Origin of the sequence: Pseudomonas rustica (assembly GCF_049959085.1) — a bacterium.
GTDB classification, from domain to species: Bacteria; Pseudomonadota; Gammaproteobacteria; order Pseudomonadales; family Pseudomonadaceae; genus Aquipseudomonas; species Aquipseudomonas rustica.
In genome coordinates this window covers 3,691,355-3,706,780 of the sequence record NZ_CP188200.1, presented here as the reverse complement: position 1 = coordinate 3,706,780, position 15,426 = coordinate 3,691,355, and the positions used below count along the sequence as shown (strand labels likewise).

14 protein-coding genes are annotated in these 15,426 nt (G+C 59.7%); 2 read left to right on the top strand and 12 right to left on the bottom strand.

The annotated features are described in order from the left end of the window. Window positions 1-96 precede the first annotated feature (96 nt). Window positions 97-1,059, top strand: coding sequence for a zinc-binding dehydrogenase (locus tag ACP3TY_RS16740; RefSeq protein ID WP_426618017.1), 963 nt, complete (start codon window positions 97-99; stop codon window positions 1,057-1,059). A gap of 97 nt (window positions 1,060-1,156) precedes the next feature. Here the strand turns inward: ACP3TY_RS16740 and ACP3TY_RS16735 are convergent, their stop codons facing one another. The 6 genes from ACP3TY_RS16735 to ACP3TY_RS16710 form a co-directional block, all read right to left on the bottom strand. After that, the gene (locus tag ACP3TY_RS16735) at window positions 1,157-1,810 is read right to left on the bottom strand and encodes an HAD family hydrolase (RefSeq protein ID WP_053118621.1); all 654 of its coding nucleotides are present in this window, start codon (window positions 1,808-1,810) and stop codon (window positions 1,157-1,159) included. 111 nt (window positions 1,811-1,921) lie between these two features. Continuing rightward, window positions 1,922-2,911 carry an ABC transporter ATP-binding protein gene (locus ACP3TY_RS16730; protein ID WP_159814905.1) on the bottom strand — a complete coding sequence of 330 codons (990 nt, stop codon included), beginning with the start codon at window positions 2,909-2,911 and terminating at the stop codon, window positions 1,922-1,924. Then, on the bottom strand, window positions 2,908-3,708 hold the full coding sequence (locus ACP3TY_RS16725) for an ABC transporter permease (protein ID WP_008083711.1): 801 nt from the start codon (window positions 3,706-3,708) through the stop codon (window positions 2,908-2,910). The genes ACP3TY_RS16730 and ACP3TY_RS16725 overlap by 4 nt, the downstream gene beginning before the upstream one ends. Further along, the gene (locus tag ACP3TY_RS16720; RefSeq protein ID WP_178124209.1) at window positions 3,695-4,531 is read right to left on the bottom strand and encodes an ABC transporter permease; all 837 of its coding nucleotides are present in this window, start codon (window positions 4,529-4,531) and stop codon (window positions 3,695-3,697) included. The genes ACP3TY_RS16725 and ACP3TY_RS16720 overlap by 14 nt, the downstream gene beginning before the upstream one ends. A 5-nt stretch (window positions 4,532-4,536) precedes the next feature. Then, the gene (locus ACP3TY_RS16715) at window positions 4,537-5,343 is read right to left on the bottom strand and encodes an alkaline phosphatase family protein (protein ID WP_212551384.1); all 807 of its coding nucleotides are present in this window, start codon (window positions 5,341-5,343) and stop codon (window positions 4,537-4,539) included. 133 nt (window positions 5,344-5,476) lie between these two features. Further along, entirely contained in the window at window positions 5,477-6,544 is a 1,068-nt protein-coding gene (locus ACP3TY_RS16710; protein WP_141129984.1) for an ABC transporter substrate-binding protein, read from the bottom strand. A 352-nt stretch (window positions 6,545-6,896) separates the two neighbouring features. Between ACP3TY_RS16710 and ACP3TY_RS16705 the strand changes: the two genes are divergently transcribed. After that, the gene (locus tag ACP3TY_RS16705; RefSeq protein ID WP_282357446.1) at window positions 6,897-7,610 is read left to right on the top strand and encodes a UTRA domain-containing protein; all 714 of its coding nucleotides are present in this window, start codon (window positions 6,897-6,899) and stop codon (window positions 7,608-7,610) included. A gap of 454 nt (window positions 7,611-8,064) precedes the next feature. Here ACP3TY_RS16705 and ACP3TY_RS16700 read toward each other — a convergent pair whose 3' ends face one another. From ACP3TY_RS16700 to ACP3TY_RS16675, 6 genes are all read right to left on the bottom strand, one after another. Continuing rightward, a complete protein-coding gene (locus tag ACP3TY_RS16700) occupies window positions 8,065-9,399 on the bottom strand; it encodes an amidohydrolase (protein ID WP_426618016.1) in 1,335 nt (444 codons plus the stop codon). A 65-nt stretch (window positions 9,400-9,464) separates the two neighbouring features. Next, on the bottom strand, window positions 9,465-11,618 hold the full coding sequence (locus ACP3TY_RS16695; RefSeq protein ID WP_212544298.1) for a mechanosensitive ion channel family protein: 2,154 nt from the start codon (window positions 11,616-11,618) through the stop codon (window positions 9,465-9,467). A 75-nt stretch (window positions 11,619-11,693) separates the two neighbouring features. Continuing rightward, window positions 11,694-11,870: a hypothetical protein gene (locus ACP3TY_RS16690; RefSeq protein ID WP_172680090.1), complete on the bottom strand. Its 177-nt coding sequence runs from the start codon at window positions 11,868-11,870 to the stop codon at window positions 11,694-11,696. Between the two features lie 158 nt (window positions 11,871-12,028). Then, complete coding sequence (locus tag ACP3TY_RS16685) at window positions 12,029-13,318, bottom strand: M18 family aminopeptidase (protein WP_282357441.1); 1,290 nt, start codon at window positions 13,316-13,318, stop codon at window positions 12,029-12,031. A gap of 158 nt (window positions 13,319-13,476) precedes the next feature. Beyond that, window positions 13,477-14,577, bottom strand: coding sequence for a hypothetical protein (locus ACP3TY_RS16680; protein WP_426618015.1), 1,101 nt, complete (start codon window positions 14,575-14,577; stop codon window positions 13,477-13,479). Window positions 14,578-14,622: 45 nt separating this feature from the next. Then, the gene (locus ACP3TY_RS16675; protein WP_034151766.1) at window positions 14,623-15,258 is read right to left on the bottom strand and encodes an RluA family pseudouridine synthase; all 636 of its coding nucleotides are present in this window, start codon (window positions 15,256-15,258) and stop codon (window positions 14,623-14,625) included. Window positions 15,259-15,426: the final 168 nt, after the last annotated feature.

Genomic DNA, 15,426 nt, shown 5'->3' with positions numbered 1-15,426 from the left:
TCTTTGAAGTCGCCGGTTCTACGAGAGCCGGTCGCATAATGCAAAAAGCCCGGCGCTACAGCTTCGGGCTCAGTCCAGACTCACTATGGAGGCACTGTGAAGGCATTGCAAGGCGTGGAAGGTCAAGTGGCGTGGGTTGAGACCCCGAGTCCTACATGTGATGTAGGACAAGTTCGCATTCGAGTGGCGGCAGCCGGCCTCAATCGCGCCGATTTATTACAGAAAGCCGGTCTCTATCCGCCCCCGCCGGGCGCAAGCGACGTGCTCGGTCTGGAGTGTTCCGGGGTCATCAGCGAGGTCGGCGCGGGCAGTTCGTGGCAGGTCGGCGATCGGGTCTGCGCCTTGCTGGCCGGGGGCGGCATGGCCGAAGAGGTGGTGGTTGACGGGCGGCACGTGCTGCCGGTTCCCGAAGGCGTTTCGTTGATTGAAGCGGCGGCATTGCCCGAGGTTTACGCAACAGTCTGGCTGAATGTGTTTCAACTTGCGGCGCTCAAACCGGGTGAGAAAGTTCTCTTGCACGCCGGGGCAAGTGGAATCGGTTCAGCCGCCATTCAGCTGTGCAAGGCGTTTGGCAATCCGTGCTGGGTCAGCGTCGGTTCAGCCGAGCGTTTGGCTTATTGCGAGGCGCTGGGGGCTCAGGGCGGGGTGCTGCGCACTGACGATCTGGAGAGCCTGCGCGACTTCGGGCCGTTCGATGTGATTCTTGATCCGGTGGGCGGTAATTATTCGGCGCTGAATCTGAAGCTGACGGCGCTGGACGGGCGTTGGGTGCTGATCGGTTTGATGGGTGGCCGCGAGGCGAAACTGGATCTGGCGCAGGTGTTGGGTAAGCGCGTGCAGTTGCTGGGCTCGACGTTGCGCAGCCGTGATGATCAGTTCAAGGCGGATCTGTTGAGCGATCTGGGCCAGCAGGTGTGGCCATTGTTTGCGGAAGGGCGGTTAAGTCCGCAGTTGGCCAAGGCGTTTGCGGTGAAGGATGCCGAGGCGGCGTTTGCCGAGCTGGCGAGTAATACGGTGGCTGGGAAACTGGTGTTGGTGATTGACGAAAGTTTGAGCTGAGATCAGAGCAAGGTCAAAAGATCGCAGCCTTCGGCAGCTCCTACAGGGGGATTGCATTCCAAATGTAGGAGCTGCCGAAGGCTGCGATCTTTTGCTTTTATTTCCAGAGATGGATGGGCCAGCCGGCTTTTTCGGCGTGCTCGAGCAGCACCGGATCCGGGTTGACCACATGCGGGAAATCCACTTTCAGCAGCAATGGCAGGTCATTGCGTGAGTCGGAATAGAAACTTGCGCCTTCGAGGTTCTCTTCTTCAGCGTCCAGCCACTCCAGCAAGCGAGTGATCTTGCCTTCACGGTAGGTCAACGTGCCCACGGTCTGGCCGCTGTAAACGCCGTGCGCGACTTCCAGTTCAATCCCCAGAATCTCGTCGATGCCGAGTCGATCGGCAATCGGTCTGACCAGGTGCGTGCCCGACGCCGAGATCACCAGAATCCGGTCGCCGGCCTTGCGGTGCGCGGCGATGGTTTTGGTCGCGTCGCTGAAGATGATCGGTTCGATAAAGTCTTCAACCCACGGCCCGACCAAGTGCTCGACTTCTTCAGGCGTACGGCCGATCAGCGGTTCGAGGCTGAACGCCATGTACTCTTCCATGCGCAATTTGCCATGGCTGTAGGCGTCCATCAGTTCGTTGTTCTTGCGCATGAACGACTCGGGATCGACCCAGCCCAGGCGCCCCATCTGCTCGCTCCAGAGGGTGGCGCAGTCGCCGTGGATCAACGTTTCGTCCAGATCAAAAATTGCCAGGGCCATCAGTTCTCTCCGAGAACAGCTGCGAGCTACAAGCGTCGAGCTGCAAGAATTGGAATCAGCTGCGCCGCAGTCTACAACTTGAAGCTTGTAGCTCGAAGCGCGCAGCTGCTTTTAAGCTACTTCACACAGGGCCGTCGGATCGATGGAAAGCGCCAGACGCTGACCGTCGGGATGCAGATCAGCCGCCGAGCGATTCAGCACATCCACCACCAATTCCACGCCGCGCGCTTCGATGCGATAGCGAATGACATTGCCTAGCAGGCTATGGCTGCGGATCTGCGCGTCGAGTTCGCCGTTGAGGCTCAGTTCGATGGCTTCCGGGCGAATGGCGATGCGATGGTTGATCGGGCGCTGCAACAGTTTCGACGCGGCTTCGGCGTCGAGCAGGTTGTAGTTGCCGATAAAGCCTGCGGCAAACACGTCGACGGGCGCGGTGTACAAGGTCTCGGCGTCGCCGCTCTGTACGATTTTTCCCTGATTCATCAGGAAAATGCGATCAGACATGGTCAGCGCTTCTTCCTGATCGTGTGTGACGAAGATCGTGGTCAGGCCGAGTTCGCGCTGAATCTGACGGATTTGTTCGCGCAGGTGTTTGCGAATTCGTGCATCGAGGGCCGACAGCGGTTCATCCAATAGCAACAAACGTGGGCGCGTGACCAGCGAACGGGCGAGGGCGACACGCTGGCATTGGCCACCGGAGAGTTGATGCGGATAGCGGCTGGCGAAGTCGTTGAGTTCAACCAGTTTCAAAACTTCCGACACGCGTTTATGGCTGTCGTCGGCGTTGACCTTTTGCATGCGCAAACCGAACGCGACGTTCTGCTCGACGGTCATGTTGGGAAACAACGCGTAGCTCTGGAAGACCATGCCGATCCCGCGTTTTTGCGGTGTCAGCGGCACAATGTCGACGCCATCCAGCAGGATCTGGCCGCCATCCACCGGCGTCAGCCCGGCGATGCAGCGCAGCAGGGTAGATTTGCCGCAACCGGACGGGCCGAGCAGGGTGACGAATTCGCCTTTGTTGATCTCGCAGTTGATGTCGCTGAACACCGGGGTGCCCGCGTAATTTTTCTGCAGGTGTTGGACGCTGACATAGCTCATTCGCTTTTGTCCTTGTTCAAGATGTTGGCGATCCAGGTCAGGACCAGCACGAAAAAGAAATACGAGATGACCAGCGCACTGGTGAAGTGGCCGCTGCTGTTGCGCATGTTGTTCAGATAAACCTGCAGGGTTTCGTAACGCGTGCCGACGAGGATGTTGGCGAAAACGAACTCACCGAACAGGAACGAGAACGACAGCAGCAACGCGACCATCAGGCCTTTGCGCAGGTTGGGCAGCACCACCAGAATGGCTGCCTGAAAGGTGCTGGCGCCGAGCAGTTGCGCGGCATCCATCAGGTCGCGCAGGTTGATCGCTTGCAGGTTGTTGGTGATCGCCCGGTACATGAACGGCAGCGCCACGGTGAAGTAGCAACCGATCAGAATCCACGGCGTGCCGACCATCGCCATCGGCCCGGAACCGTAGAGTTGCAACAGACCCACCGACGACACCACCGGCGGCACCGCGAAGGGCAGCAGGATCAGGATGTTCATCAACGCATCGAGTTTCGGAAAGTGGTAATGCACGACGAACAGCAGCGGCAGAATCAGCACCACCGACAGCACCAGCGCGCCGACACACACCAGCAATGACTGGCCGAAGGCGTGGAGGAAGCGCGGGTCGCTCCACAACTGGATGTACCACTTGAAGGTGAAACCGCTAGGCAAAATGGTCGCCGACCAACTGCTGGCGATCGAGTAGACCAGCGTGCCCGCCAGTGGCAGCAAAAGGATCGCAAACAGCAGGTAAACCACGACGCGGTGGTAGAGGCCGGCCGGGCCGGATTCAGCGCGAGACATGGTAGCTCCTCTTCAACAGCAGTTGATGCACGACGGTGACGATGGTCATCAGCGCCACCAGCACCACGGCCAGAGCGCTGGCCAGGTTCGGGTCGAGGGAAATGTCGCCGGAGACCATCGCTGCAATCCGGATCGGCAGGACGTTGAAGTTGCCCGTCGTCAGTGCATACACCGTGGCATAGGCGCCGAGGGCGTTGGCCAGAAGGATCACGAACGTACCCAGCAGCGCTGGCGTCAGCACTGGCAAACCGATGTGCCGCCAGAACTGCCAGCCATTGGCCCCGAGTAATGCAGCGGACTCGCGCCAGTCTTCACGCAAAGCGTCGAAGGCCGGGTAGAGCAGCAGCACGCCGAGGGGAATCTGGAAGTAGGTGTAGAGAATGATCAAGCCGGTTTTCGAATACAGGTTGAAGTCCTGAATGATCCCGGCCTGCTTGAGCATGATGGTGATGCTGCCGTTGAACCCGAGCAGGATGATGAAGGCGAACGCCAACGGCACGCCGGCGAAGTTGCTGGTCATGTTGGCGAAGGCGTTCACGAAGTTGCGCAGTTTTGAATCGACGCGGCGCAGGGAATACGCCCCGAGCACGGCAATGATGATGCCGAATACGCTCGACCAGAAACTGATTTCCAGGCTGTACTGGATCGCCTGCAAGTAGAACTTCGAACTGAAGATCTTGGTGAAGTTTTCGATGCCCCAACCGAACTCTTCCGATTGCAGGCTGTTGATCATCACCCAGACCAGCGGGGCGATTTCGAAGACGATAAAGAACAGCGCGAAGGGCACCAGGCACAACGCCGCCAGCCATTTGCCGCGAGTCATGGCATTCACTTGAGCAGCTCCCGGCACACAGGTTTGTCGTGGGGCACGCCGAGCAGTTCGCAGACAGTGCCGCAGATTTCCGTCTGCTTCGGCGCGGCATCAGCGCTGAAGCTGAAGGCATCGCCGAGGACGAACAGCGGCACTTGGCGTTCTTCCGGCAGCAGGCCGTTGTGCGAGCGGTCGTTGTTCATGCCGTGGTCGGCGGTCACCAGCACTTGATAACCAGCGTCGAGCCAGCTCTGCAAATAGTCGGCGAGGATGATGTCGGCCGAGCGCGCACTGTTGCGGTATTGCGAACTGTCGAGGCCGTGTTTGTGCCCGGCGTCGTCGATGTTCATCGGGTGGATCAGCAGGAAGTTCGGATCATGGCGCAGGCGCAGGTTTTCGGCGTCGGCGAACAGGTGCGAATCCGGATAGTGATCGTTCCAGTAGAAATGCCCGTGCTGGATCGGCAGCGACAGATTGTCGGTGTGCCGGTCGCGGGCAGCCACGAACGGTGAGCGGTTGTACAGCTCGCTGACCCAGTGATACGCCGCTGCTGCGGTTTTCAGACCGGCATCGCGGGCGTAGTGATAAATGCTGCGCTGATTGGACAGGCGCGCGACGTTGTTGTGGACGATGCCGCTGTCGATCGGCGGCACGCCGGTGAGGATGCATTCATAAAGCGGTCGGGACAGGGCCGGCAGCTCGCACTCCAACTGGTAGAGCGCGGCGCGTCCTGCGCCAACATAAGCCTGCAGATGCCCCATGGCGTGGCGCGCGACCTCGTAGTTGAGACCGTCGAGCACGACAAGGATGACGTTGTGCTTCATAGGGGCAAAAACTCCGAAAACAAAACTGGAACCAACCCCTGTAGGAGCTGCCGCAGGCTGCGATCTTTTGAGGTTGCTCTTAAAGGGCAAGATCAAAAGATCGCAGCCTGCGGCAGCTCCTACAGATGAAGGATTACTTCATCTCGACGATGACTTCTTCGTTCCACTGCTGTGGCAGGGCTTTGGAGGTCTTTTCCCAGGCGTCGGCGTCTTTGATCGGGGTGACCTTTTTGTACTGCTCGTTCGGCAGCAGTTTGGCCTTCACGTCTTCCGGCAGTTGCAGGTGCTCGGCGCGGATCGGGCGCGCGTTGCCGCGGGCGAGGTTGGTCTGGCCGGCGTCGCTGAATATGTATTCGCGGGTCAGCTTGGCGGCGTTAGGGTTTTTCGCGTACTTGTTGATGATCGTGGTGTAGCCGGAAATCACCGAACCGTCGGACGGGATCAACACCACGTAATCATCCGGGTTGGCCATCTTGGCTTTGTAGCTGAGGCCGTTGAAGTCCCAGACCACACCGACTTCGATCTCGCCTTTTTCCATGGTGGCGATGGTCGGGTTAGCCATCGACAGGCGACCTTGCTTGGCAATGTCGGCAAACAACAGCAGGGCCGGCTTGATGTTTTTCTCGTCGCCACCGTTGGCCAGTGCCGCAGCGAGAACGCCGTTGGCAGCCTGGGCGGCGGTGCTTACGTCACCGATGGAGACCTTGTATTTGCCGCCCTTGAGGTCAGCCCATTTGGTCGGTACTTCGGAGCCGTGCAGCAGCTTTTTGTTGACGATGAACGCAATGGTGCCGGTGTAGGCCAGCGCCCAGTTGCCGTCCTTGTCCTTGGCCCAGTCCGGGACTTGATCCCAGGTGCTTGGTTTGTACGGTTGCACCACGCCTTGCTTGACCGCGATCGGGCCGAACGCGGCGCCGACGTCGCCGATGTCAGCGGTGGCGTTATCCTTTTCCGCCGCAAACTTGGCGATTTCCTGAGCCGAGCTCATGTCGGTGTCGATGTGTTTCAGGCCGTAGGTTTTGGCCAGGTCTTCCCAGGTGCCTTTCCAGTTGGCCCAGTCATCGGGCATGCCGACGCTGTTGACGGCGCCTTCCGCTTTCGCAGCGGCTTCGAGGGTTTTCAGATCGGTGCCGGCCGCCATGGCGGAGGTACACAGTGCAATGGTCGAGCCTAACAGTGTTGCCAGGAAAAGCTGTTTCATTCCGAAGCTCCTTGGTCGTGTTCAACGCTGCGATTGCGGTGGTTGTTGGTCTAGGTCAGCAATACCTGAGCCAATTTAAGGGGGCTGGATGACACTTTGATGTCGGTGGCCTCGCGCCAGGCCTTTTATCTGGCCAATATCGGCAGGTGCCAGATAAGCGTAGACCATGCTCAAAGGCCCGGAGGGCAAGGGACTTGGCCGATGTATTGCAAGCCGTGAGGATGACCGTTCGGTAGTTTTGTCATCTATCGGTCATGTGTACTGCCTAGGCTTGCAACACCGCGAAACGGGTTTGATCACCGTGCGGCTTTGCCCCGAAACAGTGCTGGTCTAGTCCAGATAGGTAACGTTGATGCGCGATGAGGCAACAAAAGCGGTGACAGCCATTGGCCAGGTGTTGCAGGAGCAGCTCGACCACGGTTTGTTGGCGGCGGGCAGTAAGTTGCCGGCCGAACGCAAGCTCAGTGAGTTGTTTGGCACCACGCGGATTACTGTGCGTGAGGCGTTGTTGCAGTTGGAGGCACAGGGGCAGATTTATCGCGAAGAGCGACGCGGCTGGTTCGTGTCGCCGCCGCGTCTGGCCTATAACCTGATGCAACGCAGTCACTTTCACGCGATGGTCAGTGCGCAGGGGCGGGTGCCGTCGACCGAGGTGATTTCGGCGCGGCTGCAACCGGCGTCGGCGGCGGTATGCGAGTGGTTGCAGTTGCCGGCGCTGTCCAGCGTGATTCAGATTTGCCGGTCGCGGCGGATTGACGGGCGGTTGGTGTTGTATGTGGAGCACTATTTGAATCCGCAGTTTTTTCCGGGGATTCTTGAGTTTGATTTGAATCAGTCGATTACTGAGTTGTATGCGCGGCATTACGATTTGCACTATGGGCGGGTGCGCTTTGAGATTGTGCCGACGTCTTTGTCGGTGGATGCGGCGGCGGCTTTGCGGGTGTCGGTGGGGAGTCCTGGGTTACGGATTGCTCGGGTTAATTATGATCAGCATGAGCGGTTGATTGATTGTGATCTGGAGTTTTGGCGGCATGATGCGATTCATGTCGGGGTCGACGTTGTTTGATCGTTTTTTGGGGGCATATCCGTTGCTGCGGGTGTTGCTGATTATGGTTCCGCCCTTACGGCGGGTCACTTTTGGCAAACGCCCCAAAAGTAACCAAAAGGTCTGTGCCCTGACGTCCGGCCCTCGCTAAGGCTCGGGTTCCTTCGCTCCGGGTTCATCCGGGGGCATCGCCTACGGTTTGCTTCGCTGCACCTCCTCTCGATGCTTTCCCCGTATGAATCCCTCCACTCAGCCTCCCGACGGGCTCTAAGATCAAGATCAAAAGCAGGCGAGCTGACACTCGGCCTATTGAGTGGTGAGAAGCATGGCGTGCTCGGCTTTTGCTTTTGCTTTTGTAGGAGCAGAGCTTGCTCGCGAAGGCGGCCTGACAGCCGACCAATCTCTCCCTGATTCAACACCATCCAATTGTGGGAGCGACTCCGCTCGCGAAAGCGCCCCCACAGTCACCGCCTCTTTACTTGTTTGTCTGCGCGTTGGCATACAAATAATCCGTTGCCAACGAGGCCAGTGTCCTCACGCCAACCACCAACGCTGACTCATCGACAAAGAACCCTGGATTATGATTCGGTGCGGCTTTGCTCATGTCTTGATCCCGCGGCGTCACCCCCAAAAACACGAACAGCCCCGGCGCTTCTTTGGCAAAGAACGAGAAGTCCTCGGCCCCGCCCACCAGCGGCCCTTGCACCACGTCATCCTTGGCCGCCCACTTCAACGTCGGCAGCATTTTTTCGGTAAGTGCCGGGTTGTTGATGGTCGGGTCGTATTTTTCGATGATGGTGACGTCCGCTTTGGCACCGCCGCTTTCGGCGATTTTTTCGATGGTCTGGCGTACGTCGGCGTGGAGTTTCTGGCGGATGCCGTAGTCGTATGAGCGGATCGTCCCGGTCATGTCGACCGATTCGGGAATGATGTTGTAGCGCGTCCCGCCGTTGATGGTGCCGATGCTGACCACCGATGGAAACGACGAGATGTCGGTGCGGCGGCTGACCACGGTTTGCAGGCCGACGATGGTTTGTGCGCCGACGGTGATCGGGTCGATGCCGTCCCATGGGCGGCCGGCGTGGGTTTGTTTGCCGAGGATTTTGATGCGCAGGTCGTCGGAGCTGGCGAGGGTCGGGCCGGGGCGGTAGGTGATCTGGCCGGCGGGGACGCCGGCCCAGACGTGCAGGCCGAAGACGGCGTCGGGTTTCGGTGATTTCATCACGCCTTCCTCGACCATCATTTTCGCGCCCCAGGTATTTTTGCCGTCGGGGATGAAGTCGCTCGGGCCTTCTTCGGCGGGCTGGAAGTAGAACACCACGGTGCCGGGCAGGGTGTCGCGCATGCCGGTCAGAATTTTCGCCGTGCTGAGCAGGATCGCGGTGTGGGCGTCGTGGCCGCAGGCGTGCATCACGTCGACTTCTTTGTCGAGGTAGGTGCCTTTGGCTTTCGAGGCGAATGGCAGGTCGGAGACTTCCTTGACCGGCAGCGCGTCCATGTCGGCGCGCAGGGCAACAGTCGGGCCGGGCAGGGCGCCTTTGAGGACGGCGACCACGCCCGTGCGCGCCACGCCGGTTTTGACTTCCAGACCCATGGCTTTGAGTTGTTTGGCGACCAGTTCCGACGTGCGCTTTTCAGTGTTGCCGAGTTCGGGGTGGGCGTGGATGTCGCGGCGGGTTTCCAGCAGTTCCGGTTCGAGTTTTTGCGCCTGCTCGGCGATCTGCGTGCGCGTGCTTTCCATGGTGGCGGCGCCGGCGTGACAGGCGAACAGGGTGAGTAGAACGGCCTGGGCAATGCGGGTCAGCTGCATCGGGTTTCTCCTTGGTTATTGTTTTTGGGCTTCCCTGCCTGTGACTGCAACTGCGCGCCTGAGTGCTATTCCTTAGGCTCGCCACCGCCGGCAGTGATCACTTGTACGCTCATGCGTGGGGTGGCCAGATCCAGTCCGGCTTCATCCAGATGCCGCTTCAGCGACAAGTTGAACGCCCGCGACACTTCCCACTGTTTGATCGGCGCCGTCTTGAACCGTGCACGCAGAATCGCGCTGCCGGACTCAAAACTCTCGACACCCTGAATCTCCAGCGGCGACCAGATATTGCGGCGTTGCAGGGGATCGGTGCGCATCTTCTGGCCGACGTCGCGCATCAGTTTGATCGCGTCATCGATTTCCATGTTGTACGGCACCGCGACGCGGAAGATTGCGTAGCCGAACTCCCGCGAGTAGTTCTTGATGCTTTTGATCTCACTGAAGGGGATCGTGTGGACGATGCCGTCGATGTCGCGCAGGCGCACGGTGCGGATGGTCAGGCCTTCGACGGTGCCGAGGTGGCCGCCGACGTCGACGTAGTCATCGATGGCCAGCGAATCTTCGATGATGATGAACAGGCCGGTGATCAAGTCGGCAACCAGCGACTGCGCACCGAAACCGATGGCCAGACCGATCACACCGGCACCGGCCAGCAGTGGCGTAACGTTCATGCCCATGTTTGCCAGCGCGACGATCAGCGCGATGATGAAAATCGCCACGAACAGCACGTTGCGGATCAACGGCATCATCGTTTGCGCGCGGGCATTGGCGAGGCCTTTGCGCGAGCGGGTGAGGGCGTGGTGCACGGCGGTGTCGGAGAGAATCCAGATCAGCCAGGCAAACAGCAGCGTGCCAGCGAGGCTGAACAGTTTTACGCTGACGTCATGCCCGTCGCCTTCTGCGAAAGTGATCAGCGACTTGCCCCACACCCGCAGACCCAACTCGATAAACGCCAGCCACACCAGCAGATGGGCGAGGGTATAGAAGAAGTTTTTCAGTCGTTCCGAATACAGCGCATGACGTTTGGCCCCGCGCTGCGGTTTCAGCGAGTGGCGACGCACCAGGCCGTTGATCACCATGCACAACACCAGCAACACCGTGCAGATCATCGATTGGCGCAAAGCAGTGCTGGTGTCGCCGGCGGAGAAGAACGTCGCGAACAGCGAAATCCCCACCAGCACCAGCGCCGGGACGTACCAGAAGGTACCGAGGATATCGATGGTGTCGCTGAGCGCGCGGCGAGTCAGGCGTCGCGACAGGGGCTGGTTGCGGATCAGGTGCGCAATCGGTCGGCGGAACCGCAGAATGAACAGGCCGGTTGAAATTGCCGCGAGGACGTTGGCGACGGTCGCGGCGGTGTGGGCCAGATGCACGCCGAGGCTTTCGATCAGACGCGGATCATTCAGCGCCTCACCGAACGCGGCGAAGCTGCCGATCAGCCACAACGGCCGGAACGCCTGATGACGCAGGATGTACAGCGCGCGATGGCGGTGCGGGCCATCGAGCAGGGAGAAAGCAATCACGCAGATTGCCGAGAAGCAGGTGCCAACCACCAATGCGTACGCCAACACCATCGCCAGGCTTTTACCCAACGAGGACGGCAAGGCGTAACTCATGTAGACGGTGATGACCAAGGCGATCAGCCACGGCCCGAGTTTGCGCAGGGCGAAGCGCAGCATGTCGAGGGCTTTGGGGTGTTGCGGCAGTTCTTCAGTGAGGCCGAAACGCATGCGCACGCGATGACTGAGCCAGATCAGCGCAGCGGCGAGCAGGCTCCAGACCATCAGAATCATGGCGAAACCGAAGATTACCGGCAGCCATTCGCTGGCCGGCATCATCAAGGCGCTGAATTCATCTTTGGCCAGATCGAACTCGGCAGACCAGCGATTGAGCGGGCTGTCAGCGCCGGTGAATTGTTTTTCGAAATTGGCGAGGGTGCCGCCGATCAGGCCGAGCACGCCTTCTTCAGGTGTGGTCTGGGCTTTTTTCGTGGCGTCGCGCAACTTTTTCAGGTCGGTGAGCAGTTGCGCGCGTTGCTTGTCGTTTTCCAGCGACTTGATGACTTCGTCGAGGGATTGACCGAGGGGTTCTTGCGCTTCGGGCTGGGCCTTGTTGGTGTTGAGCAGGCCGGGCAGACCGACCGCCTGGGCAGGCGCCAGCGGCAGCAGCGTCATCAGGCAGACGAGGAACAGACTGGGTAAAGCAAAAAGACGAGCAAACACTAGGCGGTCAACCTCGCAATGGGCGGATCGAACGAGTGTACGAGCCCGCCTGCTGCAATGCGAGCCGGTGCGCGGTTATTCGTTGAGTTTGGCGAGGATCTTGTAAACCACGGTGGCGAGGATCAACAGCATGCCGACCCACATGGCGAAAACACCGGCGTTCTTGTCGCGGAAGTTGAAGCCGATGGCCAGCAGGAGCATTCCGCACAGGATCGGAATGAGCATGGCGTGAAACGAAGACATCGTGATCATGGAGACAGCCTTGTCGAAAGGGATGATTAAAGTCTAGGTGGCTTTTATGGGCATTGTATTGATCTGTGTAGGAGCTGCCGCAGGCTGCGATCTTTTGATCTTGTCTTTTGAAAAACAGGATCAAAAGATCGCAGCCTGCGGCAGCTCCTACAGGGGGGTTACGGGAGTTCCTGGCAGGCGTAAAACGCGCTCAGCACTTTCACCAGATGCGCCAGGTCGTGGCTGCCGCACAGTTCGCGGATCGAGTGCATGGCGAAGGTCGGCAGGCCGATATCGACAGTACGCACACCGAGGTGGCTGGCGGTGATCGGGCCGATGGTCGAGCCGCAGCCCATGTCGCTGCGCACCACGAAGCTTTGCACCGGCACTTCTTCGGCCATGCACAGATGGCGGAAGAAGCCGGCGGTTTCGCTGTTGGTGGCGTAGCGCTGGTTGCTGTTGACCTTGATCACCGGGCCGGCGTTGAGTTTCGGGCCGTGGTTGGCGTCGTGCTTGTCGGCGTAGTTCGGGTGCACGCCGTGGGCGTTGTCGGCCGAGACCAGCAGGGATTTCTGGATGGTGCGAACGAACTCGTCACCTTCCGGCAGCAGACGGCGCAGGGTTTGTTCGAGCATCGGGCCGTCAGCGCCGCAGGCCGAGCAGGAGCCGACTTCTTCGTGATCGTTGCAGACCAGCACGCAAGTTTCGTCGGTTTCGGCAGTCAGCAGCGCTTGCAGACCGGCATAGCACGACAACAGGTTGTCGAGACGCGCGCCGGCAATGAAGTCGCCGTTCAGGCCAATCACTGCAGCACTTTGTGTGTCGTAGAAACTCAGCTCGTAATCGAGCACGACGTCGGCGTTGAGGCCGTGTTCGCGGGCCAGTTGATCGGTGAGCACGGCGCGGAAATCGACGCGTTCGTCCCCAGCGAATTGCGCAAGGATCGGCGGCAGCTCGGTCTGCGCGTTGATCGCCCAGCCCTGATTGGCTTCACGGTTGAGGTGAATGGCCAGGTTGGGAATGATCGCGATCGGCGCCTTGAAGTCGATCAGTTGGCTTTCGACCTTGCCATCGCGGCGGAAGGTGACGCGGCCGGCCAGCGACAGATCGCGGTCGAACCACGGCGCCAGCAGTGCGCCGCCATACACTTCAACGCCCAGTTGCCAGAAACCCTGACGCTGCAGTTCCGGCTGCGGTTTGACGCGCAGGCACGGGCTGTCGGTGTGCGCGCCAACCAGACGGATGCCACCGTGCAGGGGTGAAGTGCGGCCCATCTTGATCGCGACGATCGAGGAGTCATTACGAGTAACGTAATAGCGGCCGTTAGGCTCGGTGGTCCACGGCTCGCGTTCGTCGAGGCGCACAAAACCGGCGGCCTCCAGACGTTGCACAAGACTGGCGGTGGCGTGGAACGGGGTAGGGGAGGCCTTGAGAAAGTCGATCAGGCCTTGGTTCAACTCTTCGCGCATAACAAGCTCCAGACAGCAATGGCCGGGAGTTTAACGCATCGGGAGGGGAATTCGATCCCTGTAGGAGCTGCGGCACGCTGCGATCTTTTGATTTTGATTTCCAAAAGCGGAATCAAAAGATCGCAGCGTGCCGCAGCTCCTACAGAGGGTGGGGTTGGTTAGCTCGGGCTGAACACGCGTTTTTTCAGGTAGCGCATGATGACTTTCTCGTCTTCTGGCTTGTCCGGGCGCGGCAGCTGCTTCGGCCAGCGGCTCTGGCTCAGGAGCTTTTTCTGCCGGCTCTCGTCCCAGCGCAGAATCTCCCGCGACGCACATTCCCACCACTCATGGCGACAGGCGCTGTAGTACGGATCATCCGGTGCGGCGCTGCCATACAACAAGTCTCGACCGACCTTGCGCAAGGCGCCGCTCTGGTTGCGCAGTTTCCATTTGATTTTCAGGCGCTGCCAGGCCGACGGGAACGGTTTGACTCGCGGCACGTCGCGGCACAGATCCACCAGTCGCTGACTGAACGCTTCACCATGCTGGGAGAAGAAGTACGTCTGCATCGCATGGAAAAAACGCTTTTCGGCGAAGTAGTGGTAGACGTATTTTCGCGCTTCCACGACCCGGCGTTCACACATGGCATACGACAACGCGATCTGCTCGATGGTGTGAATCTCGAAACCGCCAACCGTGCATTGATCGATCATGCGGATCGACTCTTCGAACAGATCCAGATCGTTTTCGGTGACACCGCACAGGCCGCTGTTGTAGAGCTTGAAGCCGTTGTCCGGGGTCACGCCATACGCACTGAGGTCGCGCGCAAGTTTCAGATAGTCGCTGCGCTGGTGCACGTCTTTCCAGTCGTACTCGAAGCGATCCATGACCGAGCAATCCTGCCCGATGGCATCGAGCAGACGGCTGGGATGATCAGTGAACAGCGTGTCGGTGTCGACGAACAGCGTCTTCTCCGCCCACTGCATGCCGGCGGCGATGGCGCAGGCCTTACGGCGATGGTGGTAGCCGTTTTCGCCTTGCCAGCGCGTCAGCGTGGCTTCATCGAGGAACACCGTGTCGACCGGCCAGCCGGCGTAATCTTGCGGGCGATCAGTGAGAATCCTGATCGCCGGGAGCTGGCCGTTTTTCGCCTGGGACAACACGGTGAGGATGCTGAACTTGGCCTCGCGGCGGTAGACATCCTGATTGCCGTAAATCAGGTACAGCAACTGCTGGCGGGTTTTTTTCAGGGGTGTGGCGAGGGAATCAATACAACTCATCCGAAACAAAAATCCTTAAAAGCAGGACTGCTGATCAAGCAGTCCTTAAAACGGTGCCGGGCATTCGAAGCGCAAGCGTTCGCCGGTCTGGGGATGGGTGAAGCTCAGCATGCTCGCGTGCAAACACAAACGCGGCCAGGCCGCCAAGGCTTGTTCATGGGCGTAGAGCCCGTCACCCAGCAGCGGATGACCGATGGACAGCATGTGCACGCGCAACTGGTGCGAGCGGCCGGTGATCGGCGTCAGCTCGACGCGGCACCAGTCGCCGCAACGCTCGAGCACGCGCCAGAAGGTCAGCGCATGTTTGCCGAACTCGTGATCGACCACATGGCGCGGCTTGGTCGGCGGGTCGTAGCGCAGGGGCAAATCGATGCTGCCGCTGTCCAGTTCCGGCTGACCCCAGGCCAACGCGGTGTAGGCCTTTTCGGTTTCGCGGTCATGAAACTGGCGCGACAGTTCGCGATGCGTGTCGGCGTCACGGGCCAGCAGAATGATGCCGGAGGTTTCCCAGTCCAGACGATGGACGATGCGCGCTTCCGGGTAGCCGTTTTCCTGCAGACGGGTAATCAGGCAATCCTTGTTGTCGTCGGCGCGACCGGGCACCGAGAGCAGCAACGTCGGTTTGTTCACCACCAGTACAGCGGCGTCCTGATGGATGATGTGGATGTTGGACAACGGCATTAAAACAGCCTCGTAACAAATGCCAACGGCGGCTCGGGGACCACATTCCCTGTAGGAGCTGCGGCACGCTGCGATCTTTTGATCTTTTTAACAACAAGAGCAAAAGATCGCAGCGTGCCGCAGCTCCTACAAAGGATTGTTGGCCCCGAGCCGCCGCAGCGACTACCT